The 22,713-nt window shown below is 71.6% G+C and carries 16 protein-coding genes and 1 rRNA gene; 10 read left to right on the forward strand and 7 right to left on the reverse strand.

Annotation, left to right across the window (positions count from 1 at the left end; translation table 11 throughout):
* A 5S ribosomal RNA gene (gene rrf, locus AC5L36_RS24065) occupies window positions 1-72 on the forward strand; the annotation flags it as partial.
* Window positions 73-150: 78 nt separating this feature from the next.
* Here rrf and AC5L36_RS24070 read toward each other — a convergent pair.
* Complete coding sequence (locus AC5L36_RS24070) at window positions 151-780, reverse strand: hypothetical protein (protein WP_441220234.1); 630 nt, start codon at window positions 778-780, stop codon at window positions 151-153.
* Window positions 781-851: 71 nt separating this feature from the next.
* Between AC5L36_RS24070 and AC5L36_RS24075 the strand changes: the two genes are divergently transcribed.
* The 3 genes from AC5L36_RS24075 to AC5L36_RS24085 are packed head-to-tail and all read left to right on the forward strand — an operon-like array spanning window position 852 to window position 5,234.
* On the forward strand, window positions 852-3,482 hold the full coding sequence (locus tag AC5L36_RS24075) for a valine--tRNA ligase (RefSeq protein WP_441220235.1): 2,631 nt from the start codon (window positions 852-854) through the stop codon (window positions 3,480-3,482).
* Window positions 3,479-4,816, forward strand: coding sequence for a bifunctional folylpolyglutamate synthase/dihydrofolate synthase (locus AC5L36_RS24080; protein WP_441220236.1), 1,338 nt, complete (start codon window positions 3,479-3,481; stop codon window positions 4,814-4,816). Before AC5L36_RS24075 ends, AC5L36_RS24080 begins: the two co-directional genes overlap by 4 nt.
* A 40-nt stretch (window positions 4,817-4,856) precedes the next feature.
* On the forward strand, window positions 4,857-5,234 hold the full coding sequence (locus AC5L36_RS24085) for a DUF4233 domain-containing protein (protein WP_441220237.1): 378 nt from the start codon (window positions 4,857-4,859) through the stop codon (window positions 5,232-5,234).
* Window positions 5,235-5,439: 205 nt separating this feature from the next.
* Here the strand turns inward: AC5L36_RS24085 and AC5L36_RS24090 are convergent, their stop codons facing one another.
* On the reverse strand, window positions 5,440-6,738 hold the full coding sequence (locus AC5L36_RS24090; RefSeq protein ID WP_441220238.1) for a VOC family protein: 1,299 nt from the start codon (window positions 6,736-6,738) through the stop codon (window positions 5,440-5,442).
* 74 nt (window positions 6,739-6,812) lie between these two features.
* Between AC5L36_RS24090 and ndk the strand changes: the two genes are divergently transcribed.
* Window positions 6,813-7,250 (forward strand): nucleoside-diphosphate kinase, encoded by a 438-nt coding sequence (ndk, locus tag AC5L36_RS24095; RefSeq protein WP_441220239.1) that lies wholly within the window; start codon window positions 6,813-6,815, stop codon window positions 7,248-7,250.
* Here ndk and AC5L36_RS24100 read toward each other — a convergent pair.
* Both AC5L36_RS24100 and AC5L36_RS24105 read right to left on the reverse strand, forming a co-directional pair.
* On the reverse strand, window positions 7,243-8,115 hold the full coding sequence (locus AC5L36_RS24100; protein ID WP_441220240.1) for a sigma-70 family RNA polymerase sigma factor: 873 nt from the start codon (window positions 8,113-8,115) through the stop codon (window positions 7,243-7,245). The genes ndk and AC5L36_RS24100 overlap by 8 nt on opposite strands.
* Window positions 8,070-8,504 carry a carboxymuconolactone decarboxylase family protein gene (locus AC5L36_RS24105; protein WP_441220241.1) on the reverse strand — a complete coding sequence of 145 codons (435 nt, stop codon included), beginning with the start codon at window positions 8,502-8,504 and terminating at the stop codon, window positions 8,070-8,072. The genes AC5L36_RS24100 and AC5L36_RS24105 overlap by 46 nt, the downstream gene beginning before the upstream one ends.
* Window positions 8,505-8,626: 122 nt before the next feature.
* Here AC5L36_RS24105 and AC5L36_RS24110 point away from each other — a divergent pair, with 122 nt between their 5' ends.
* Both AC5L36_RS24110 and ileS read left to right on the forward strand, forming a co-directional pair.
* Window positions 8,627-10,141: an alkaline phosphatase D family protein gene (locus AC5L36_RS24110; protein WP_441220242.1), complete on the forward strand. Its 1,515-nt coding sequence runs from the start codon at window positions 8,627-8,629 to the stop codon at window positions 10,139-10,141.
* Between the two features lie 231 nt (window positions 10,142-10,372).
* The gene (gene ileS, locus AC5L36_RS24115) at window positions 10,373-13,480 is read left to right on the forward strand and encodes an isoleucine--tRNA ligase (RefSeq protein WP_441220243.1); all 3,108 of its coding nucleotides are present in this window, start codon (window positions 10,373-10,375) and stop codon (window positions 13,478-13,480) included.
* Window positions 13,481-13,534: 54 nt separating this feature from the next.
* On the opposite strand, the gene AC5L36_RS24120 is transcribed toward ileS, so the two are convergent.
* From AC5L36_RS24120 to AC5L36_RS24130, 3 genes are all read right to left on the reverse strand, one after another.
* Complete coding sequence (locus AC5L36_RS24120; protein WP_441220244.1) at window positions 13,535-14,242, reverse strand: hypothetical protein; 708 nt, start codon at window positions 14,240-14,242, stop codon at window positions 13,535-13,537.
* Between the two features lie 20 nt (window positions 14,243-14,262).
* The gene (locus AC5L36_RS24125; protein ID WP_441220245.1) at window positions 14,263-15,711 is read right to left on the reverse strand and encodes a cryptochrome/photolyase family protein; all 1,449 of its coding nucleotides are present in this window, start codon (window positions 15,709-15,711) and stop codon (window positions 14,263-14,265) included.
* Window positions 15,712-15,799: 88 nt separating this feature from the next.
* Entirely contained in the window at window positions 15,800-16,972 is a 1,173-nt protein-coding gene (locus tag AC5L36_RS24130) for a hypothetical protein (RefSeq protein ID WP_441220246.1), read from the reverse strand.
* Between the two features lie 165 nt (window positions 16,973-17,137).
* Between AC5L36_RS24130 and AC5L36_RS24135 the strand changes: the two genes are divergently transcribed.
* The 3 genes from AC5L36_RS24135 to AC5L36_RS24145 all read left to right on the forward strand — a co-directional run bounded on the left by AC5L36_RS24135 (window position 17,138) and on the right by AC5L36_RS24145 (window position 22,708).
* On the forward strand, window positions 17,138-19,072 hold the full coding sequence (locus tag AC5L36_RS24135; protein ID WP_441220247.1) for a TIGR03960 family B12-binding radical SAM protein: 1,935 nt from the start codon (window positions 17,138-17,140) through the stop codon (window positions 19,070-19,072).
* 58 nt (window positions 19,073-19,130) lie between these two features.
* Complete coding sequence (locus AC5L36_RS24140; protein ID WP_441220248.1) at window positions 19,131-19,868, forward strand: TIGR03936 family radical SAM-associated protein; 738 nt, start codon at window positions 19,131-19,133, stop codon at window positions 19,866-19,868.
* Window positions 19,869-20,002: 134 nt separating this feature from the next.
* Window positions 20,003-22,708, forward strand: a complete 2,706-nt coding sequence (locus tag AC5L36_RS24145; RefSeq protein ID WP_441220249.1) for an Rne/Rng family ribonuclease — start codon at window positions 20,003-20,005, stop codon at window positions 22,706-22,708.
* Window positions 22,709-22,713 lie beyond the last annotated feature (5 nt).

Raw genomic sequence — 22,713 nt, forward strand, 5'->3', positions numbered from 1 at the left:
CCGGAAGCTAAGCCTTCCAGCGCCGATGGTACTGCACCCGGGAGGGTGTGGGAGAGTAGGACACCGCCGGACTTCTTAACAATCGAGGCCGTCCCTTCGGGGACGGCCTCGATGTATTTCCGGGACTCTCGAAGGAGAGCACCAGCCCCGCTACTCGCGGGACTGGATCGTGCCGCGGATGTCGCGCAGCAGCTCGGCGCCCTCGTCCTGGCTGCGGCCGGGGAGCAGCGCCAGCACCACGCTCCCGTGGTCAGCCCAGCCGCAGACGGTCGTATTGCCCTCCGGGGCCACGCTCTCACCGCACTTCATCACGCCGCCCAGGTCGCCGGCGTCGACCTCGTGCAGGTTGTTGACCGCGCCGTTGTCGTCGGAGAGCAACTCGAAGAGCGTGTCGAGGTCGCTGCCGGGGGTCCAGATCAGCGTCGTGCCGCCGAAGAGCAGCACACTGCGGTCCGCGCTCGCCGGATCGGTGTAGACGACGCCGATGCTCTCGTCGAGGTCGATGCGGGCGCCGATCGCGGTCCGCAGGTACTCGGCTGTCTCCTGGGCGCGCGTGCTCTGGTCGAGGCGCAGGCCGGCGAGCTCCGGCGGCGTCTCGAGGCTCGCGTCCTTCTGCTGCATGACGCGCCACCCGAACGTGCCCACGACCGCCGCGCCGACCAGGCCGACAGCCAGCAGCGAACCCAGCACGATCATCCGGGTGCGACGGCGGCGCGGTGTGGTGGCCTCTTGCTCCTCCACCGGCTCGCCGGGCGGGGGCGTGACGTCGATCGGCTGCATTGCGCCACCGTAGCGTAGGGATGGGTGACTCCGGGCGGAGCCGACACACGACGCCTCCGTAGACTCTACGGGTGACCGAAACACCGCAGACCCACAGCTCCGCGACACCGACGTTGGCCGCCCAGTACCAGCCGGGCGAGGTAGAGCAGCGGCGGTACGAGGAGTGGGTACGCGCGGGTTACTTCAAGGCCAGCGCCACAAGTGAAAAGCCGCCGTTCACGATCGTCATCCCCCCGCCCAACGTGACCGGCTCCCTGCACATGGGACACGCGCTCGACCACACCATCCAGGATTGGCTCACCCGCCAGAGGCGGATGCAGGGCTACGAGGCGCTGTGGCTGCCCGGCATGGACCACGCCGGCATCGCCACCCAAAACGTGGTGGAGCGCCAGCTCGCCCGCGAAGGGCTGTCCCGCCACGACCTCGGCCGCGAAAAGTTCGTCGAGCGGGTGTGGCAGTGGAAGGCCGAGTCCGGTGGCGCGATCCTCGGCCAGATGCGCCGGCTGGGCGACTCGGTCGACTGGGACCGCGAGCGGTTCACGATGGACGAGGGCCTGTCCCGGGCCGTGCTCACGATTTTCAAGCGGCTGTACGAAGACGGGCTGATCTACCGCGCCGAGCGCATCATCAACTGGTGCCCGCGCTGCCTCACCGCCCTCTCCGACATCGAGGTGGAGCACAGCGACGACGAGGGCGAGCTCGTCTCGATCCGATACAGCGAAGAGATCGTGGTCGCCACCACCCGCTCCGAGACGATGCTCGGTGACACCGCGGTGGCCGTGCACCCGGACGACGAGCGATACAAGCATCTGATCGGCACCGAGGTGGAGCTGCCGCTCACCGGGCGGCGTATCCCCGTGGTGGCCGACGAGCACGTCGACCCGGCGTTCGGCACCGGCGCGGTGAAGGTGACGCCGGCGCACGACCCCAACGACTTCGAGATCGGCCAGCGGCACGCCCTGCCGAGCCTCACGATCATGGACGAGCGCGGCGTGATCACGGCGCACGGTCCGTTCCAGGGGCTCGACCGGTTCGAGGCGCGGCCGGCGATCGTCGCGGCGCTGCGCGCGCAGGGCCTGATCGTGGCGGAAAAGCGTCCGTACGTGCACGCCGTCGGCCACTGCTCGCGCTGCAAGACCACGGTGGAGCCGCGGCTGTCGCTCCAGTGGTTCGTCAAGACCGAGCCGCTCGCCAAGGCCGCCGGCGACGCGGTGCGCGACGGGCGGGTGCGGATCGAGCCGGCCGAGCTCGCCAAGCGCTACTTCGCCTGGGTCGACAACATGCACGACTGGTGCATCTCCCGCCAGCTGTGGTGGGGCCACCGCATCCCGGTGTGGTACGGGCCGGATGGCGAGGTCGTCTGCGTCGGGCCCGACGAGCAGCCGCCGGCCGGCGACGGGTGGACCCAGGACGAAGACGTGCTGGACACCTGGTTTTCCAGCGCCTTGTGGCCCTTTTCCACGCTGGGCTGGCCGGAGCAGACGCCCGACCTGGCCAAGTTCTACCCGACCAGCGTGCTGGTGACCGGCTACGACATCCTCTTCTTCTGGGTCGCCCGGATGATGATGTTCGGGCTGTACGCCATGAAAGAGCAACCTGACAGCCATGCCGTGCCTTTCAGGGTGATCGCGCTGCACGGCATGGTCCGCGACGAGCACGGCAAGAAGATGTCCAAGTCGTTCGGCAACGTGGTCGACCCGCTCGACTGGATCGAGCGGTACGGCGCGGATGCCACCCGCTTCACGCTGGCGCGGGGCGCCAACCCCGGCGGTGACGTGCCGGTCAGCGAAGACTGGACCCAGGGCTCCCGCAACTTCTGCAACAAACTGTGGAACGCGACCCGCTTCGCCCTTCTCAACGGCGCCCACGTCCAGGGTGACCTGCCCGCCGAGCTGAGCCCGGTCGACCGGTGGATCCTCTCCCGGTTGCAGCACGTGATCGGCGAGGTCGACGAGCTGTCCGGGGCGTACGAGGTGGCCAAGGTCTGCGACGTGCTCTACCACTTCGCGTGGGACGACGTCTGCGACTGGTACGTCGAGCTGGCCAAGCCGGTGCTCGCCGGCGGCGGCGCGGCGGCCGAGCGTACCAAGCGGGTGCTGGGCCACGTGCTCGACCAGCTGCTGCGTCTGCTGCACCCGGTGATCCCCTTCGTCACCGACGAGCTGTGGATCGCGCTGACCAGTGGAAAGACGGTCATGACGGCGGCCTGGCCCGCGGTCGCACCAGCGCTTGTGGACGACGCCGCGGAGGCCGAGCTGGCCACGCTTCAGCGGGTGGTCACCGAGATCCGCCGGTTCCGCTCCGACCAGGGGCTGCGGCCGGCGCAGCGGGTGGCGGCGCGGCTCGACGGGCTGGCCGCGGCGGGCATCGGGGTGCACGAGCCGCTGATCCGTTCGCTGGTGCGGCTCGACGAGGCCGGCGACGGCTTCAGCGCGACGGCCCAGCTCGCGGTCACCGGCGACGTCTCGGTCGCGCTCGACACGCGCGGTGCGATCGACGTCGCCGCCGAGCGGGCCCGCCTGGAGAAGGACCGGGCCGCCGCGCTCAAGGAGGCCGAGCAGACCCGCGCCAAGCTCGACAACCCCGCGTTCGTCGGCAAGGCGCCCGAGCCGGTGGTCCGCAAGATCAAGGACCGCCTGGCCGCCGCCGAGGCCGACCTGGCGCGCATCGCTACGGCACTGGAGGCGTTGCCGCCGGCATGAGTACCGAACGCAGCGAGTTCGAGCAGGTCGAGGCGGAGCTCAACAGCCGGGGGTACACCCGGATGGTCTTCGACCTCGGCCGCATCAAGGAGCTTCTCGACCTGCTGGGCAGCCCCCAGCGGGCGTACCCGGCGATCCACCTGACCGGCACCAACGGCAAGACGTCGACGGCGCGGATGATCGACTCGCTGTTGCGGGCCCACGGGTTGCACACCGGGCGATACACGAGCCCCCACCTGGAGACCGTGCGCGAGCGGATCAGCCTCGACGGCGAGCCGGTCAGCGAGCGTCGGTTCGTCGCGGCCTACCGCGAGGTGGCACCGCTGGCCGCGCTCGTCGACGGGCAGTCCGACGAGCCGCTGACCTACTTCGACATGACGACGGCACTGGCGTTCGCGACGTTCGCCGACGCGCCCGTCGACGTGGCGGTCGTCGAGGTGGGGCTGGGCGGCGCCGAAGACTCGACGAACGTGCTCGACGCGGGTATCGCGGTGATCACGCCGATCGGGCTCGACCACACCGAGTGGCTCGGCGACACGATCGAAGACATCGCGTTCGCCAAGTCCGGCATCATCCACAAGGGAGCGACCGTGATCGCGGCGGCCCAGGAGGAAGACGCCGCGCGGCCGATCCTGGAGCGTACGGCGGAAGTCGGTGCCACGATCGCGCGTGAGGGCGGCGAGTTCGGCGTGCTCCGCCGGGCCGTCGCGGTCGGCGGGCAGGTGCTCACGATCCAGGGCCTCGGCGGCGTGTACGAAGAAGTGTTCATCCCGCTGCACGGCGCGCACCAGGCGCAAAACGCGGCGGTGGCGCTCGCCGCGGTGGAGGCGTTCCTCGGCGCCGGCGCGTCCCGCCAGCTCGAACCCGAGGTGGTGCGGGAGGGCTTCGCCGGCACCTCCTCGCCGGGGCGGCTGGAGCGGGTGCGCAACGCGCCGACGATCCTGCTCGACGGCGCGCACAACCCGCACGGCATGGCCGCGACGGTGACCGCGCTTCAGGAGGAGTTCTCGTTCAGCCGGCTTGTCGCGGTCGTCGCGGTGCTCGCCGACAAAGACGCGGCCGGCCTGCTGGAGCTGCTGGAGCCGGTGGTCGACGCGCTTGTCGTCACCCGCAACACCTCGCCGCGGGCCATGCCCGTCGACCAGCTCGCCGCCGTGGCCGAGGAGATCTTCGGCGAGGAGCGGGTCGAGGTGGCGGCCGACATGCCCGACGCGATCGAGGCGGCGGTCGCGCTCGCCGAGTCCGATGTGGAGCGCGAGCTCGCCGGTGTCGGCGTGCTGATCACCGGCTCGGTGGCGACGGTGGCCGACGCGCGGCGGTTGCTGAAGCGATGAGCGACCGCACCAGGCCGCCCGTGGCGAGGCGAGGACAGCCATGAGCGAACAGCGTTCCGGACTCCGCAACCCCGCCGGCGCCGCGCGCGGGCTGGGCGCCGGCACGTTGATCCTCGAGACGGTCGTGCTGCTGCTCGCCATCCAGCCGATGCGCATGCTCGGCGGCGACCTGAGCGGCGCCACGATCGGCGTGATCCTCGGCGCGGCGGTCGCCTGCGTGGCGCTGGCCGGCCTGCTGCGCCGCGACTGGGCCTGGTACGCGGTGGCCGTGCTCCAAGGGCTGCTCATGCTGGCCGGCTTTCTGCACTGGGCGCTCGCCGGCGTGGGGCTGCTCTTCGGCCTGGCCTGGCTCTACGTGCTCAACGTACGCCGCACGATCCTGGCCCCGCCCAAGCGCGACGAGCCGCCCACCGACTGAAGACCCTCCGATATCGCCCGGGTCCGCGTCAGCGGCAGACCGCCGCTCCCGCCGGAGACCGCGCAGGTCGGCGGCTCGCCAGGGCTCGCCGAGATCCCCGACCTCCGCTGCCACCTCCGCGCCCCAAGCCCCACCCGCTTGGCCCCAAGAGGGCAGCCCTCTGGGCGGACGTCGCGGTAGCTCAAAGTCTTTGTCTTGGGGATTTTTAGGCGCCGTCGTACATCGCTTGCTGGTCGGGCTCGTCGGGGCGGTTGCGCCACTGGGTGATCGCGATGCCGTGCCCGTCCGGGTCTTTGAAGGCGGCCGCCCACAGCTCCAGCTTGGCGCCTTTGTTGACCGGGCGCGGGCCGTACGTGAACTTGACGCCCTTGGCCTTCAGCTCCTCGTGGGTGGTCTGGATGTCGCCGACCTCGAGGTTGAGGTGGACGGTGCGCGGGCCGGCCGGTGAGACGTCGCTGATGACGCGGAGCACGAGGCGGGTATCGCCGGAGGCGAGCACCGCGTTGCCGTCGCCGCCGTCGATCTCGTAGAAGCCCAGCATGTCGCGGTAGAACTCGATCGACCGGGCGAGGTCGGTGACGAGCACGGTCACGCCGACGCCGTGGATCGAGCCGCTCGGGCCGGGGTGGGCGCTCGGGTAAGCGGTGATGAGGTCGTCGAGGTCACCGTCGTCGACGGGGGTCTCCTCCGCGACCGGCTCGACCGGCTCCGGCTCGATCGGGTCGTCTACGGGCGCCGGCTCGGCGACCGCGGTGGTCGCGCCGTTGCCGTTGCCCTTGCCCTTGTCGCGCTTGGAGCGCGCGCGCCGGGGCAGCGGGACCGTGCGCGGGTCGGTCGGGCCCTGCTCCACGACCGTGCCCTCCAGCACGATCGGGCCGCCGGGCGTGGGCTGGTGCACCACCACCGGCTCGTCGCGGATGCCGCCGCCCAGGTCGTCGGTGAGGTCGGCGGTGACCGGCTCGTCCGGGCCGCGGCGCGACCATGGCGGCTCGTCTTCCTCGAACAGGATGTCGTCGGACTCCGGCAGGTAGTCGCCCGGATCCGGCGCCATCGTCGCGGCCGCCTCGGCATGGGTGAGCGCGTCGTCCCACAGGATCCGGACGTGCCGCAGGTCGTCGACCGCCACCATGATCGGCAGCGTCACGCCGGGGAGCGGCCACTTGGCGACCGGTACGCGGGACTCCCGCACCTTGATCGAGGCGGCGGGCAGGCCGGGCGCGTCGATGACGATCTGGAGCTCGCAGCGGCCATACGTGGACGAGGCGGGCGGCTCGCTGGCCGTCATCACGTGCGCGGTGCCGGCCACCCACGCGCGGGCGCCGCCGCGGATGGTGGTGACCAGCACCATGCTGATCGCCAGCACGAGCACCGCCAGGCCGACAGCCACGATCGCCCAGCTCTGCATGCCGGCGCCGAAGAGCATCACGAACACGGCGAACGTGCCCAGCACCGCGGCGACGAGCTTGCGGACCGGTGCGATCGGCCTCCGACGAGCGTCAGCCACAGTGGACCTCCCTCGGGTTACCCGCCAGGCTAGGCCGGCCGGGCCAGTGATGGGAAGACCGATACCCTAGGGCGGTGTCCACTCCCCGCGATGGAGGAAGCGTGTCCGAACGCACGTTGGTCCTGATCAAGCCGGATGCCCTCCGGCGGGGCCTGCTCGGCGAGATCCTCGGCCGGTTCGAGCGTAAGGGCTTGGCGATCGAGGCGCTGGTGCTGCGCGGCATGGACGCCGCGCTGGCCGACCAGCACTACGCCGAGCACGTCGACAAGGCGTTCTACCCGCCGCTGAAGGAGTTCATGACCGGCGGTCCGCTGGTGGCCGCGGTGCTCTCCGGCGACCAGGCGATCGAGGTGGTGCGGGCACTCGTCGGCGCCACCGACGGGCGCAAGGCCGCGGCGGGCACGATCCGCGGCGACCTCTCGCTCTCCAACCGGGAAAATCTCGTGCACGCCTCCGACTCGCCGGACAGCGCGAAGCGTGAGATCGCGCTCTGGTTTCCCGAGCTCAGCTGAGGACCCTGCGTAGTTTGTCCGGGTTGCCGACCAGGTAGAGGTCGGTGATCAGGCCGTCGGCGACACCGATCGCGAGCAGGCGCCAGCCGCAGCTCAGCAGTGCGGCCGTCTCGCCGGTGAGCGCGATCGGCTGGGCGAGCAGCGGCGCGGGGTAGATCCCGGTGAAGAACCGGGCCACCCGGTCTCTGCCAACGACCGGCCGCGGCGCCGCCTTGACCCGCCCACCCCCGTCCGACCAGGCGGTCGCGTCGGCGGCGAGCAGCCGTTTCAACGCCGGCAGGTCGCCCTCGCGGGCAGCGGCCAGAAACCGGTCGAGCAGCCTTTCCCGCTCGACCGGCTCGGCGGTGAACCGGGGCGCCGCGGGCAGGTGCCGGACGGCCCGGTGGTGCAGTTGGCGACAGTCCTCGGGCGTACGGTCGAGGATCTCGGCGATCTCCGGGTAGGGCAGGTCGAACGCGGTGCGCAGCACGTACACCGCGCGCTCCGGGGGTGTGAGGCGCTCCAGCAGGTGCAGCATCGCGAGCGAGAGCGAGTCGCGGCGCTCGGCCGGGTCGACCTCACCTTCCACCAGCGGTTCGGGCAGCCACGGGCCGACGTACGGCTCGGCCTGCCGCGCGCGCAGCCGGTCGAGCGCCAGGTGGGTGACGATGCGGGAGAGGTACCTGCGCGGCTCGGTAACCGACACGCGGTCGGCGCGCAGCCAGCGCAGGTACGCCTCCTGTAGCACGTCGTCCGCGTCGTGCCCGCTTCCGAGCAGGCGGTAGGCCAGCCCGTACAGCATGGGGCGGTGCGCGACGAGGTCGGCGGCCGCGTCGGTGGTCACGCCGGCGGCGGGGTCCGGCTGGGTATCGCGATGCGGTTCCACACGTTAATGGTGGCGATCGCGATCAGCAGGTCGGCCACTTCCTCCTCGGTGAAGACCTTGGCCGCGCCGTCCCACACGTCGTCCGGCACGCCACCTTCACCCAGACGGGTGACCGAGTCGGTCAGGGCCAGCGCGGCCCGTTCCCGCTCGTCGAAGAACGGGGCCTCGTGCCAGGCCGCGACCGCGAAGAGGCGCCGGGTCGACTCGCCCTCCTCGATGGCGTCCCGCGAGTGCATGTCCACGCAGTACGTGCAGCCGTTGATGATCGAAGCGCGCAGCTTCACCAGGTGGAGAAGCTTCTTCTCGACCCGCCGCCGGATGTAGCCCTCGAGCTTCAGCACCAGCTCGAAGCCCTCCGGTGCCACCTCTCCCAGGTTGATGCGTTGCATGACCTACCTCCTTCGCCAGGACGACAGCGCGGCCACGGTCCGGCGTGACAGAAAGGCGGTGTGACCTAGGACGCAACCCCGGCTTTGCGCCACGGTCATTTCCGGCCGATAGGCAGGGGTACATGGATCGACGTTCCCTTCTCGGGCTGGCCACCGGTGCCGGGCTCGCCGCCGTTCCCCTGCTCGGACCCGGCCGCGCCAGCGCCACCCTGAGGCCGACCGGACGCCCGGTGCTCACGCACGGCGTGCAGAGCGGCGAGGCGACCGCCGACGGCGCGGTGCTCTGGACCCGCGCGGACCGCGCGTCGCGGATGCTCGTCGAGGTCAGCCGCCGCCCCGACTTCCGCGGGGCCCGCCTCGTGCGCGGGCCGCTGCTCGGCCCGGACACCGACTTCACCGGCAAGGTCCGCCTGGGCGGCCTGCCCGCGGGCGAGCGCCTGCACTACCGGGTACGGGCGGAGAGCCTCGACCGCCACGGGCTGTGCGCCGAGCCGCTGGTCGGGTCGCTGCGCACCGCGCCGCGCAAGGGTGGTGTGCGGTTTGTCTGGACCGGTGACATCGCCGGCCAGGGCTGGGGCATCGCGCCCGACCTCGGCGGCATGAAGATCTTCCGGGCGATGCGGGCGGCCCGGCCGGACTTCTTCCTGTGCAGCGGTGACACCGTGTACGCGGACGGGCCGCTCGCCGAGACGGTCACGCTGCCGGACGGGCGGGTCTGGCGCAACCTCGTCACGCCGGAGAAGTCGAAGGTGGCCGAGACGCTCGCCGAGTACCGGGGGCAGTTCGCGTACAACCTGCTCGACGAGCACCTGCGCGCCTTCGCGGCCGAGGTGCCGCAGGTCAACCAGTGGGACGACCACGAGGTGACCAACAACTGGTACCCCGGCGAGGTGCTGGAGGACGCCCGGTACACCGAGCGGCGGGTCGACGTGCTGACCGGCCGGGCCCGGCAGGCGTTCCACGAGTGGCTGCCGACCGGCGAGGCCAAGATCTACCGCAAGCTGTCGTACGGGCCGCGGCTGGACCTGTTCGTGCTGGACATGCGCACGTACAAGGACGTCAACGACGGCAACACGTACGCCGACCCGCGCCGCGGCCTGCTCGGCTCGGAGCAGCGGGCCTGGCTGATCCGCGAGCTGAAGCGTTCCCGGGCGACCTGGAAGGTGATCGCCGCCGACCTGCCGCTCGGCTTGGTCGTGCCGGACGGGGCGGCCGCCCAGGAGGGTGTCGCGCAGGGCGACCCGGGCGCGCCGAAGGGTCGCGAGCTCGAGTTCGCCGAGGTCCTGGGTGCGGCGCACCGGGCCGGCGTGAAGGGGATCGTGTTCCTGACCGCGGACGTCCACTACACGGCCGCCCATCACTACGACCCGGCGCGGGCGGCGGTGGCGGACTTCACCCCGTTCTGGGAGTTCGTGTCGGGGCCGGCCCACGCGGGCGCCTTCGGGCCCAACGCGCTGGACGGCACGTTCGGGCCGCGAGCCGTGTTCGTACACGCCCCGCCCCGGGCCAACACGTCGCCGGCCGAGGGCTTCCAGCACTTCGGCGAGGTCCTGATCGACGGCGAGACAGGCGCCTTCCGGGTGGACCTGCGGGACGCGGACGGGGCGTCGCTGTTCAATACGACGCTGCTTCCGTAGTCGTCGGGTACCCTTGACGGTCGTAAAGGCGTTGACCCGGCCATCACCGGTGAGCCTCCGGAAGAACGGGCGCGAGCCTCAGTAGAACCGGACGGGTCCGGCCCGTCACAGCCGGCCAACGAGCGGGCGGCCCTGATCATGGGGTCGCCAAGCGGGGTGGTACCGCGGGCCTGTCAGGCTCGTCCTCGCAGTGGACAACATGAGCTTTGTCAGCTGCGAGGAGATACGACGGTGTACCCCAAGACCGACCCGAAGGCCGGCGTACCGGCGAGCCCCGACCTGCCCGCGGTCGAGCGTCGTGTGCTCGACCATTGGGCGGCGGACAAGACGTTCCAGGCGTCGGTCGACGCCCGGGACGCGGGCCGCAACGGGTCCAACGAGTACGTGTTCTACGACGGCCCGCCCTTCGCCAACGGGCTGCCGCACTACGGCCACCTGTTCACCGGCTACGTGAAGGACGTGGTGCCGCGCTACCAGACCATGCGCGGCCGCAAGGTGGAGCGCCGCTTCGGCTGGGACACGCACGGCCTGCCGGCCGAGGTGGAGGCGGAAAAGCAGCTCGGCATCTCCACCAAGGCGGAGATCCTCGACCTCGGCGTGGCCCGGTTCAACGACGTGTGCCGCACGTCGGTGCTGACGTACACCCAGGACTGGGAGCGGTACGTCACCCGCCAGGCGCGCTGGGTCGACTTCACCAACGACTACAAGACGCTCGACCTCGACTACATGGAAAGCGTCATGTGGGCCTTCAAGACCCTGCACGACAAGGGTCTCGTATACGAAGGCTTTCGCGTGCTGGCGTACTGCTGGCGGTGCGAGACGCCGCTGTCCAACACGGAAACCCGGATGGACGACGTCTACCGCGACCGGCAGGACCCGTCGCTCACCGTCTGGTTCACATTGGACAGCGGGGAGAAGGTCGCGGTCTGGACGACCACGCCGTGGACGCTGCCGTCCAACCTGGCCCTGGCCGTGGGCCCCGACATCGAGTACGCGATGCTCGCCGACGCCGACGGGCAGCGGTACCTCGTCGGTGCCGCGCGGCTCGCCGCGTACGAGAAGGAGCTGGGCCACCTCACCCGGCTCGGCACCGTGCGTGGGGCCGAGCTGGTCGGGCGCCGCTACACGCCGCTGTTCGACTTCCTGGCCGACACGCCCAACGCGTTCCAGGTGCTCGGTGCCGACTTCGTGTCCACTGAGGACGGCACCGGGGTCGTGCACATGGCGCCCGCGTTCGGCGAAGACGACCAGAACGCGTGCAACGCCGCCGGCATCCCCACGGTCGTCACGGTCGACGAGCACACCCGGTTCACCTCGCTCGTCCCGCCGTACCAGGGGGAGCAGGTCTTCGACACCAACAAGCCGATCGCGCGCGAGCTGCGCGAGCGGGGCGTCGTGGTGCGGCAGGAGACCTACACCCACTCCTACCCGCACTGCTGGCGCTGCGACACCCCGCTGGTGTACAAGGCGGTGTCGTCGTGGTTCGTCGCGGTGACCCAGTTCCGCGACCGGATGGTCGAGCTCAACCAGCAGATCAACTGGACGCCGGCGCACGTGAAGGACGGCTCGTTCGGCAAGTGGCTGGCCGGCGCCCGCGACTGGTCGATCTCCCGCAACCGCTTCTGGGGCTCGCCGATCCCAGTGTGGAAGTCGGACGACCCGGCCTACCCGCGGGTGGACGTCTACGGCTCGCTCGAGGATCTGCGGCGCGACTTCGGCGTCGCGGTGACCGACCTGCACCGGCCGGGCGTCGACGAGCTGGTGCGGCCAAACCCCGACGACCCCACCGGCAAGTCGATGATGCGCCGCGTGCCGGAGGTGCTCGACTGCTGGTTCGAGTCGGGCTCGATGCCGTTCGCCCAGGTGCACTACCCGTTCGAAAACCGCGAGTGGTTCGAGCACCACTACCCGGGCGACTTCATCGTCGAGTACATCGGACAGACGCGGGGCTGGTTCTACACCATGCACGTGCTGGCGACCGCGCTGTTCGACCGGCCGGCGTTCCGCAACTGCCTGAGCCACGGCATCCTGCTGGGCGAAGACGGGCGGAAGATGTCCAAGAGCCTGCGCAACTACCCGGACGTGTACGGCGTCTTCAACTCGCACGGCTCCGACGCCATGCGGTGGATGCTGATGTCGTCGCCGGTGCTGCGGGGCGGGGACATGCCGGTGACCGAGAGCGCGATCCGGGACGCCGTGCGGCAGGTGCTGCTTCCACTGTGGAACGTCTGGTACTTCTTCTCGCTCTACGCCAACGCGTCCAACCACGAGGCACGGCGGCGGGTCGACTCCACCCACCTGCTCGACCGCTACGTGCTGGCGAAGACCGGCGAGCTGGTGTCCACGGTGCGGCGGCAGATGGACGAGTACGACATCTCCGGTGCCTGCGCGTCGGTGCGGTCCTATCTGGACGCGCTGACGAACTGGTACGTGCGGCGGTCGCGCGACCGGTTTTGGGGCGGCGACGTCGACGCGTTCGACACGCTGTACACCGTGCTGGAGACGCTCAGCCGGGTGGTGGCGCCGCTGGCGCCGCTGACCGCGGAGGAGATCTGGCGCGGCCTCACCGGTGAGCGCTCGGTGCACCTGACCGACTGGCCGGACGCGGCGGAGTTCCCCGCCGACCACGACCTCGTCGCCGCGATGGACGCGGTGCGCGGGGTCAGCTCGGCGGCGCTGTCGCTGCGCAAGGCGCGGGGCCTGCGGGTGCGGCTGCCGCTGGCGCGGCTGACCGTGGCCACGCCGGCGGCCGGCGCGCTGCGGCCGTTCACCGCCCTCGTCGCCGACGAGGTCAACGTGAAGTCGGTGGAGTTCACCGACGAGCTGTCCTCCTACTGCGAGCAGGTGTTGACCGTCGTACCGAGGGCGCTCGGCCCGCGGGTCGGCGGCGCGGTGCAGCAGGTGATCAAGGCGGTCAAGGCGGGCGACTGGTCGCTCGTCGACGGCCGCCCGGTCGCGGCCGGCGTGGCCCTGGAAGACGGCGAGTACGAGCTGAAGCTCGTGGCCGCTGACGCCGAACACTCGGCGCCGCTCCCCGGCGGCGAGGGCGTGGTGGTCCTCGACACCGCCGTCACACCCGAGCTCGCCGCGGAGGGGCTCGCCCGCGACGTGGTACGCGTCGTGCAGCAGGCCCGCCGCGACGCCCAGCTCGACGTGACCGACCGGGTCGCCGTCTCGCTCGCCGGCTCGCCCGAGGTGGTCGCTGCGGTGGAGGCACACCGCGACTTCGTGGCGGCCGAGGTGCTCGCCACCGACCTCCGCTTCGACTCGGCGGCGGCCGGCTTCGAGGGCGAGGTCGGCGACGGCGAGAAGGTGGCCGTCTCCGTCGCGCGGGTCTGACCGATCGAGGGGTCTCTCAGGTCTCCACGGCCTGAGGGACCCCCGGCGGCCCGCTCAGGGCTGGTCCGGCGGGGTGGGAAATCTCGCCGTCTGCGGGCGGAATGGGCGAAGGGTCCGCCGCTGGAGCAGGTAGAGCGTCACCCAGACCAGCAGGAACGCCGCCGCCCCGCCGACCGCCACCACGGCCGTCGCCGCCTCGGCGGCCTGTAGGCCGATCCCGACCATGGCCGCGGCCACCGCCGCGTTCACCGTCGCGACGATGTTCGGCGTGTTGATCAGGAAGTGCATCCACAGTGAACGCTGGGAGTGGCGCTCCACCATGTAGGTGGCGAACACGCCCCGCTCGTCGTCGTGGTAGCCGGTGCTGAGGTATCGCTCCAGGCCGGGCTCCAGGGCCAGGTAGCCGCGCCGGAGCCGGTTCATCGCCTGCACCAGCTGGAACTCCTCGGCGTTGATGTGCACCAGGCGCACGTAGGCGGCGAGCCCCAGCAGGAACACCACCGGCAGCAGCATCAGCGCCAGCGTCGTGGTCTGCCCGCCGAAGCCGGTCGCGTCGGCCATCAGCGCCAGCGCGATGATCGTGGCGGACAGGGTGGTCAAGAAGACCGTGGCACGGCTCTGCGCCTCGCTCCAGATCAGCGACCGCGACGCGAGCAGGCTCCAGTGCTCGGCCGCCAGGAGCGCCGGGGCGTACTCGCCGAGCGGCTGCTCAGCCGCCGGCGGGCTCGCCGGGCCGGCCGTGGAGTCTTCGTCGGCATCCATCGACGCGACCGTACCCCGGACTACGGCGCGTCGTCGCCGCGGCTGCGCTCCTGCGCAACGATCTCGCGGAGGTCGGGGATCTGGGCGAGCTGCTTGAGCGCCCTGGTCATCCGCACGTTGCCGTGCAGGCGCTCGCGCGTGCGGTGCAGGTAGGCCCAGTAACCGCCGGTGAAGGGGCAGGCGTCCGCGCCCAGACGCTGCTTCGGGTCGTAGCGGCAGCCGGTGCAGAAGTCGCTCGTGCGGTTGATGTGGCCGCCGCTCACCGCGTACGCGTCGGTGGTGACCGCACTGAGCTCGGCGTGGCGGGCCATGCCGACGACGTTGCCGATCATCGCCCACTCGTGGCCGTCGACGAAGGCGCGCTCGAACCAGTCGACGAGGTCGGTCGGCCGCCAGCCGCGCTGCACCGCGTAGTTGCCGAGCACGGCCTGCCGCACCGCGTGGTGGGTCCAGCCCCGGTCGCGCACCGCCGCGAGCGCGGCGGACAGGCAGCGGGCGTGCACCGACTCGGCGTCGAGCGTGGCGAACCAGTCGGGGATGGAGCTCCGGCCACGGGTGTGTGCGCCGGCCGGGTAGCCCGCGTCGAGGTACCAGTACAGGTGCCACAGGTAGTCGCGCCAGCCGATCACCTGGCGGACGAAGCGCTCCACGCTGGACAGTGGGGCGTGGCCCGCCCGAAACTCCTCCTCCGCCTGGCGCACGGCCGGCAGCGGCTCCAGCAGCCCCATGTTGAACGATGTGGACAGTCCACTGTGGCTGAGCCAGGGATCGTCGGCGAGCATGTCGTCGGCCCGGCCGAAGTGCGGCAGCCGGTGGATGAGGAAGTGCTGCTGCCGGTACAGCGCCTCGTCGCGGGTGGCCGGAAACCGGCGCGGGCCGTCACGCCCGATGAACTCGATGCCCTCCGCGGCCCACCGGTCGAGGTCGTCGCGGACCTCGGCGTCGATGTCGTCCTCGACCGGCGCGGGCGGTGGCGGCAGCTCGGTCGGGCGCGGGACGTCGGCGAACCGGGCCTGCCAGCGGCCGCCGGCCGGCTCGTCGCCATCCATGAGCACGCGGTGGGCCTGGCGGGCGTGGCGGTAGAAGTCGTCGAGCCGGGCCGCGCCGCGCCGGCCGTCGGCCCAGGCGGCGAAGTCTTCGTGGCTGGTGACGAAGCCGCGCGGCGGCAGCACGGTCACCTTCTCCTGGGCGCGGACGAAATCACGGGCCCGGCGGGAGGTCGGGTGGCACACCTCGACCACCTCGCCGTAGCGGCGCAGTGCCTCGCGGTAGGTCTCGGTCTTGAGGTGCAGAGCGCGATCGCCCAACTCGGCGGCGCGGTGGCGGATCGCGGAGAGGACCAGGTGCGCCTTTTGCCGATGGAAGGCACGACGACGGAAGACCGCCTTGGACTCGATCAACAACACCGGCTGGTGCGCCCCGTCGAGGAAGTGCGGCCCCAGCTGGTCAGCGAAGAGCCATCGCCGCATGTCCAGATTCTGCCTCGTAATGCCTGGTTGTGGCCATCCGGACGCCCCATTGATTACCTGTCGGTTTTCACTCGCTCCTGACTACCGACTACCCGCGGCTGACGATCGTGCCGCGGAGGCGCTCCAGGAGGGCGGCGCTGTCGTCGACCGAGCGGCGGGTGAAGACCCCGGTGGCCAGGCTGCCGTGGTCGGCCCACCCGCACACGGCCACCACGGCCTGGCCGTCTTTGCCCACGCCGCAGCGCAGGTACTCGCCGCGGGTGCCGGTGTCGATCGACTTCACCTGCCGCAGCCCGTAGCGCTCGCTAAGCCTGCTGATCTCCTTTTCCAGGTCGGACTCGGGGGAGAAGCGGAAGCCGGTGGTGCCGAAGAGCGTCACCCGCTTGCCGGCGCCGTCCGCGTACACCCCGGCGAAAGTGTCTTCGGCGAGCATGTGCGTGCCGCGCAGGTCGGCCTTCAGCTGGGTGGCGACCCGACGGCTGGCCGCGTCGTCGCGGAGGTCGAGGTCGGAGACCTCGGCGGGCAGGGACGCGGAGGCCGGGTACTGCTCCCACATCGGCTTGCCGAAGTACGCCGGGCAGCCGCAGCAGCAGGCGAGCGTGAAGAGCAGGAGCACCCACGGCCACTTGCGCCGGCGCCGCCGGACCGCGACCGGCACGTACCCCTGCGGGGGCCGCCAGCCGGGCGGTGGTGCCTGTGGCGGCGGTGGTGGTGGCGGGCCCCGGCGCGACTTCTGCTTTTTGGTCTTGGGCGGCTTGCGCACGTCGGGCAGCGCCTGGCGGACCTGCCGGGCGGGGAGGTTCGCGGGTGGCGGCGGTGGTGGGGGCGGCGGCGCCGCTGCCGGCCGCCGGGCCACGGGCGGCGGCGGTGGTGCGGGTGGGAGCGCCGGCGGCGGCGCGTGGGGCACGTCCAGCAGGGTCTGCGGGTACGGCTGGTCGAGCGGGTCGGCGTCGGCCCAGGGGTCGACCGGTGCGCCGCTCTCGTACGCCCGGCGCTCCTCCTCCGGCAGCTGCATGGTCGGGTCGCGAGGCGGTGGCGACGGCGCCAGACCGGGCGCTTCCAGGTCGTGGACCGTGGCGAGCCAGCGCTTGCGCTTCTTCTCGGTGGGCGGCGGCACGGCGGCGGAGCCGGACCACCGCGGTGGCTCCTTGCGGGTGGGCTTGAGGCCGCTCACGCCATCGTCGTCGGCGGGCGGAGTCACGGCCGTCGGCTCGTCCTCCCGGGGCTCCGGTCGGGTGGGGTCGGGATCCGATCCCGGCATCTTTCCGTGCACTCCCTCCACAACGCCTCGTGACTCCTCCGAGGCTAATACCGCGGCACCACCCGCCGGGGTGCCGCGTATTCTGGGCAATCCGGGGTCCCCGGGGAAACGTGGAGCGAAGCGGAGCGTTTTGGGGTGGACCTTGGAGCGCACCCAGGAGGTTACGTGAGCGTCCCGTCCGTCTTTCCGCAGCTGGAGCAGTTGCTGCCGCGTATCAGCAAGCCGATCCAGTACGTCGGCGGCGAGCTTGGCGCGGTCGTCAAAGACTGGGACTCGGCGACCGTGCGGTGGGCGCTGATGTACCCGGACGCGTACGAGGTGGGCCTGCCCAACCAGGGCGTCCAGATCCTGTACGAGGTGCTCAACGAGCTGCCCGACGTGCTGGCCGAGCGCACCTACGCGGTCTGGCCCGACCTCGAGCGGCTGATGCGTGAGCACGGCGTGCCGCAGTTCACGGTCGACGCGCACCGGCCGGTCGGCGCCTTCGACCTGATGGGCGTCTCGTTCGCCACCGAGCTGGGCTACACCAACCTGCTCACCGCGCTCGACCTGGCCGGCATCCCGCTCCACGCCCGTGACCGCACTATGGCCCACCCGGTGGTGGTGGCCGGCGGGCACGCGGCGTTCAACCCCGAGCCGATCGCCGACTTCGTCGACGCGGCGGTGCTCGGCGACGGCGAGGAAGCCGTCCTGGAGATCACCAAGATCGTCCGGCAGTGGAAGGTCGAGGGCTGCCCGGGCGGCCGCGACGAGCTGCTGCTGCGCCTCGCCCGCACCGAGAGCGTGTACGTGCCGCGCTTCTACGATGTCGACTACCTGCCCGACGGCCGGATCCAGCGGGTGGTGCCAAACCGGGCGGACGTGCCATTTCGGGTACACAAGCGCACGACCATGAACCTCGACGAGTGGCCCTACCCGAAAAAGCCGCTGGTCCCGCTCGCCGAGACCGTCCACGAGCGATACGCGGTGGAGATCTTCCGGGGGTGCACGCGCGGGTGCCGGTTCTGCCAGGCCGGCATGATCACGCGGCCGGTGCGCGAGCGGTCGATCACGACGGTCGGGCAGATGGTCAAGGAGGGGCTGGAGTTCTCCGGCTTCTCCGAGGTGGGGCTGCTCTCGCTCTCGTCCGCCGACCACTCCGAGATCGGCGACATCTGCTCCGGGCTCGCGCAGCAGTACGAGGGCACCAACGTCTCGCTCTCGCTCCCCTCGACCCGGGTCGACGCGTTCAACATCACGCTGGCCCAGGAGCTGTCCCGCAACGGGCGGCGCACCGGGCTCACGTTCGCCCCGGAGGGCGGCTCCGAGCGGATCCGCAAGGTGATCAACAAGATGGTGTCGGAGGAAGACCTCATCCGCACCGTCGTCACCGCGTACAGCAACGGCTGGCGCCAGGTGAAGCTCTACTTCATGTGCGGCCTGCCCACCGAGACCGACGACGACGTGCTCCAGATCGCCCGCCTCGCGCACGAGGTGATCAAGGCCGGGCGGGCCGCCACGGGTTCGAAGGACATCCGCTGCACGGTGTCGATCGGCGGGTTCGTGCCCAAGCCGCACACGCCGTTCCAGTGGGCCTCGATGTGTACCCCGGAAGTGATCGACAGCCGACTGCGAAAGCTGAAGGCCGAGATCAACTCGGACCGGTCGCTGGGCCGGGCGATCGGCTTCCGCTACCACGACGGCGAACCCTCGCTGATCGAAGGGCTGCTCTCCCGCGGTGACCGGCGCGTCGGCGCGGTCATCCGCCAGGTGTGGGAGCAGGGTGGTCGATTCGACGGGTGGAGCGAGCACTTCTCGTACCAGCGCTGGGTCGACGCGGCCGCCGCGGTGCTGCCCGCCTTCGGCGTCGACCTCGACTGGTACACGACCCGCGAGCGGGACGAGACCGAGGTGCTGCCCTGGGATCACCTCGACTCCGGCCTCGACAAAGACTGGCTCTGGCAGGACTGGCAGGATTCGCTGTCCGAGTACGAGCAGGACGACTGCCGCTGGACCCCGTGCTTCGACTGCGGCGTCTGCCCGGCGATGGACACCGAGATCCAGATCGGTCCCACCGGCCGCAAGCTGCTGCCGCTGACGCCAGTCGCCACCGCGCGCTGACCCGAGGAGCTATCCGATCAGCAGGAAACCACAGCCGGAAGGGGGCCAGGCGCCGGTCGTGCAGCGGATCCGGATCCGGTACGCCAAGCGTGGCCCGCTCCGGTTCACCTCGCACCGCGACTTCGCCCGCGCGTTCGAGCGGGCGGTACGCCGGGCCGGAGTGCCGATCGCCTTCTCGCAGGGCTTCACCCCGCACCCCAAGATCTCGTACGCCTCGGCAGCGCCGACCGGGGTGGCCAGCGAGGCGGAGTACCTGGAGATCGGCCTCCAGGCGGCGACCGACCCGGCCGTGGTCCGCGAGTCGCTCGACGCCGCCCTCTCGCCCGGCCTGGACGTGCTCGACGCGGTCGAGGCGCGGCCGGGCACCAGCCTCGCCGACCGGATCGACGCCTCGTCGTGGCGGATCGAGCTCCCCGGTGTCGCACCCGACACGCTGGGGCACGCGGTGGCCGCGTTCACGGCCGCCGAGGAGGTGCTCGTGGAGCGCCTCACAAAGCAGGGCCGCCGCACGTTCGACACGCGCGGGGCAGTGGCCGCCATCTCTGTGATCTCTCAGTCGGCGGCACCTAGCGAGGTCACGGCCGTACCGTGTGCGATACTCGACCTAGTCGTACGGCAGGTCACCCCGTCCGTACGGCCCGATGACGTTCTTGCCGGCCTCCGCGTGGTGGCCGACCTGGAGCCGCCGGTGCCCCCTCGGGCGACCCGGCTGGCGCAGGGCACGCTGACCGCGCAGGGGGCGATCGTCGATCCGTTGGAGGCGGATCGCGACGAGATACCCATCGGTGAACGCTAGCCGGCCTCCGGCCAGCGCTCAGCAGGCAGACTTCGGTGGCCAGCCCGAGAGGGCGAGCCGCCGGAAACACTTTGCGGCGACCCTGCGTGGCAGCGCTCACCCGCGCCCGGGGCCGCCAGAACTGGAGAACGCCCATGCTCGACAACGAGCCAGAGGGCGGTGACCGGACCGGTTCAGAGCCGGCCGGCGATACCGCCGAAAGCAGCACCCCTACCAAGCGCACCCGGACAACCCGGCGCAAGGCGGCCGAGCCCGCCGAGCCGGGCACGGAGGCGGCCACACCGACCCGGAGGCGGCGCAAGGCGGTCGTACCGGATGAATCGGACGCGGCGCCACAAGTCGTGGCGGAAGCCGCGCCGGTTGTCGAAGAGGCCGCCCCGGCCAAGACCACGCGTACCAGGCGGAAGAAGGCAGCCCCCGCGGCCGAGCCGCTGACCGAGCCGGCCGCCGAGGCCGTGGTTACCGAGCCGGCGGAGGTCGAGGCGCCCCCCGCCGAAGAGTCGTCGAGCCGGCGCCGCCGGGCCGCGCTGTCCGCACCGACCGTGCTCTTCATGCCGCCCGAGGTGGAGGACCAGCCGCCCGCCAAGGCCACCCGCAAGGCGCGCGCGGAGAAGGTCGTGGAGCCCGCCGCCGAGCCCGAGCCCGCCCCCGTGGCGGCCGCCACCGAGGAGGCCACCGAGACCGCCGAGCCCTCGCGCCGGCGGCGCCGCGGACGGCGTACCACCGAAACGGTGGACGCGGAGCCGGAGGTCACCGCGGAGAGCACCACCGCGGAGGCCGAGGAAGACGAGGAAGACGACGAGGACGAAGACGCCGCCGGCCGCCGCCGGCGGCGCCGTGGTCGGCGTGGCCGGGGCCGCGGGCGCGGCCCCGCCGACGACGAGGCCGACGAGGACGAGGCCGCGGCCGAGGCGGCCGACGAGGAGGACGACGAGGACGACGACGGCGAGCCGCTGACCCGCCGCCGGCGCCGGCGGCGCCGCAAGGGCTCCAGCGAGGTCGACTCGGGCGCCGACGACGGCGTGCCCACGGTCGTCAAGATCCGCGAACCGCGGCGCGGCTCCGACGAGGTGCAGGGCGTCTCCGGCTCGACCCGCCTCGAGGCCAAGCGCCAGCGCCGCCGCGACGGGCGCGAGCAGCGCCGCACCCGCCCGCCGATCCTGAGCGAGTCGGAGTTCCTGGCCCGCCGCGAGGCGGTCGACCGGGTCATGGTCGTGCGCCAGCGCGGCGACCGCACCCAGATCGCCGTGCTCGAAGACGGCGTGCTGGTCGAGCACTACGTGACCCGCGCCTCGGCCGGCACGATGGCCGGCAACGTCTACCTCGGCAAGGTGCAAAACGTCCTGCCCAGCATGGAGGCGGCCTTCGTCGACGTGGGGCGCGGGCGCAACGCCGTGCTGTACGCGGGCGAGGTCAACTGGGACGCCACCGGCCTGGAGGGGCGGGCCCGCTCGATCGAGCAGGCCCTGCGGTCCGGCGACTCGGTGCTCGTGCAGGTCACCAAGGACCCGATCGGCCACAAGGGCGCGCGCCTCACCAGCCACATCGCCCTCTCCGGGCGACACCTCGTGTACGTGCCGCACGGCAACGCCTCCGGCATCAGCCGCAAACTGCCCGACAACGAGCGCAAGCGCCTGCGTGACGTGCTCAAGAAGCTCGTGCCGGACGGCGCCGGCGTGATCGTTCGCACCGCCGCCGAGGGCGCCAGCGAAGACGAGCTGGCCCGCGACGTCAAGCGCCTCCAGGCGCAGTGGGAGGAGATCCAGGCGCGGGCCGCCGAGGGTGGCGCTCCGGCGCTGCTCTACGAGGAGCCCGACCTGGTCATCCGGGTCGTCCGCGACCTGTTCAACGAAGACTTCCGCGAGCTCGTGGTGCAGGGCGACGGCGCGTACGACATGGTCGAGTCGTACCTGCAACACGTCTCGCCCGACCTCGTCGCGCGGCTGCGGCGGCACGCCGGTGCGGTCGACGTCTTCGCCGAAAAGCGGATCGACGAGCAGATCCTCAAGGGGCTCGACCGCAAGGTGTTCCTGCCCTCCGGCGGCCACCTGGTCATCGACCGCACCGAGGCGATGACGGTCATCGACGTCAACACCGGCAAGTACACCGGCGCGGGCGGCAACCTCGAGGAGACCGTCACCCGCAACAACCTGGAGGCGGCCGAGGAGATCGTGCGCCAGCTGCGGCTGCGCGACCTGGGCGGCATCGTCGTGATCGACTTCATCGACATGGTGCTGGAGTCCAACCGCGAGCTCGTGCTGCGCCGCCTCACCGAATGCCTCGGGCGCGACCGCACCAAGCACCAGGTCACCGAGATCACCTCGCTCGGCCTCGTGCAGATGACCCGCAAGCGGATCGGCGCGGGGCTGCTGGAGGCGTTCAGCGAGACCTGCGAGCACTGCAAGGGTCGTGGGCTGATCATCCACACCGAGCCGGTGCCGGTGAAGAACCCCTCGGGCTCGTCCAACTCCGGGGCCGGCGACAAGGTCAAGGCGGTCGCGGCGGCGCCGCGCACCGAGCCGCCGGCCAACGGCGCCTCGGGCGTGACCAGCGGGCGCCGGCGGGGTCGCAAGGGCGCCGCCACCTCCGTCTCGGCCGAGCCGGTCGAGGCGGCGCCGGCTTTCGACGAGGACGAGACGATGGGGTACGACCTGTCGCGCTACGAAACCGCGTTGGAGGAGGACGTGCCGGTGGTGACCGAGGCGGTCGAGCCGTTGCGCCTGGCCGGCCCGGACGACCCCGACGCGTTCGACGAGGAAGACGACGCCGAGGAGGCCGGCGGCTCGGGTGGCCGGCGGCGCACCCGGCGCGGTGGTGCCCGGCGGCGTACCCGCCCGTAGGCTCT

Source organism: Phytohabitans sp. LZ39, assembly GCF_059359075.1.

What these genes read in the sequence shown, in the direction of transcription:
- AC5L36_RS24070 (WP_441220234.1), bottom strand. Translation starts at nt 780, where the DNA reads ATGCAGCCGATCGACGTCACGCCCCCGCCCGGCGAGCCGGTGGAGGAG.
- AC5L36_RS24080 (WP_441220236.1), top strand. Translation starts at nt 3,479, where the DNA reads ATGAGTACCGAACGCAGCGAGTTCGAGCAGGTCGAGGCGGAGCTCAAC.
- AC5L36_RS24085 (WP_441220237.1), top strand. Translation starts at nt 4,857, where the DNA reads ATGAGCGAACAGCGTTCCGGACTCCGCAACCCCGCCGGCGCCGCGCGC.
- AC5L36_RS24105 (WP_441220241.1), bottom strand. Translation starts at nt 8,504, where the DNA reads ATGCAACGCATCAACCTGGGAGAGGTGGCACCGGAGGGCTTCGAGCTG.
- AC5L36_RS24110 (WP_441220242.1), top strand. Translation starts at nt 8,627, where the DNA reads ATGGATCGACGTTCCCTTCTCGGGCTGGCCACCGGTGCCGGGCTCGCC.
- AC5L36_RS24120 (WP_441220244.1), bottom strand. Translation starts at nt 14,242, where the DNA reads ATGGATGCCGACGAAGACTCCACGGCCGGCCCGGCGAGCCCGCCGGCG.
- AC5L36_RS24125 (WP_441220245.1), bottom strand. Translation starts at nt 15,711, where the DNA reads ATGCGGCGATGGCTCTTCGCTGACCAGCTGGGGCCGCACTTCCTCGAC.
- AC5L36_RS24130 (WP_441220246.1), bottom strand. Translation starts at nt 16,972, where the DNA reads ATGCCGGGATCGGATCCCGACCCCACCCGACCGGAGCCCCGGGAGGAC.
- AC5L36_RS24145 (WP_441220249.1), top strand. Translation starts at nt 20,003, where the DNA reads ATGCTCGACAACGAGCCAGAGGGCGGTGACCGGACCGGTTCAGAGCCG.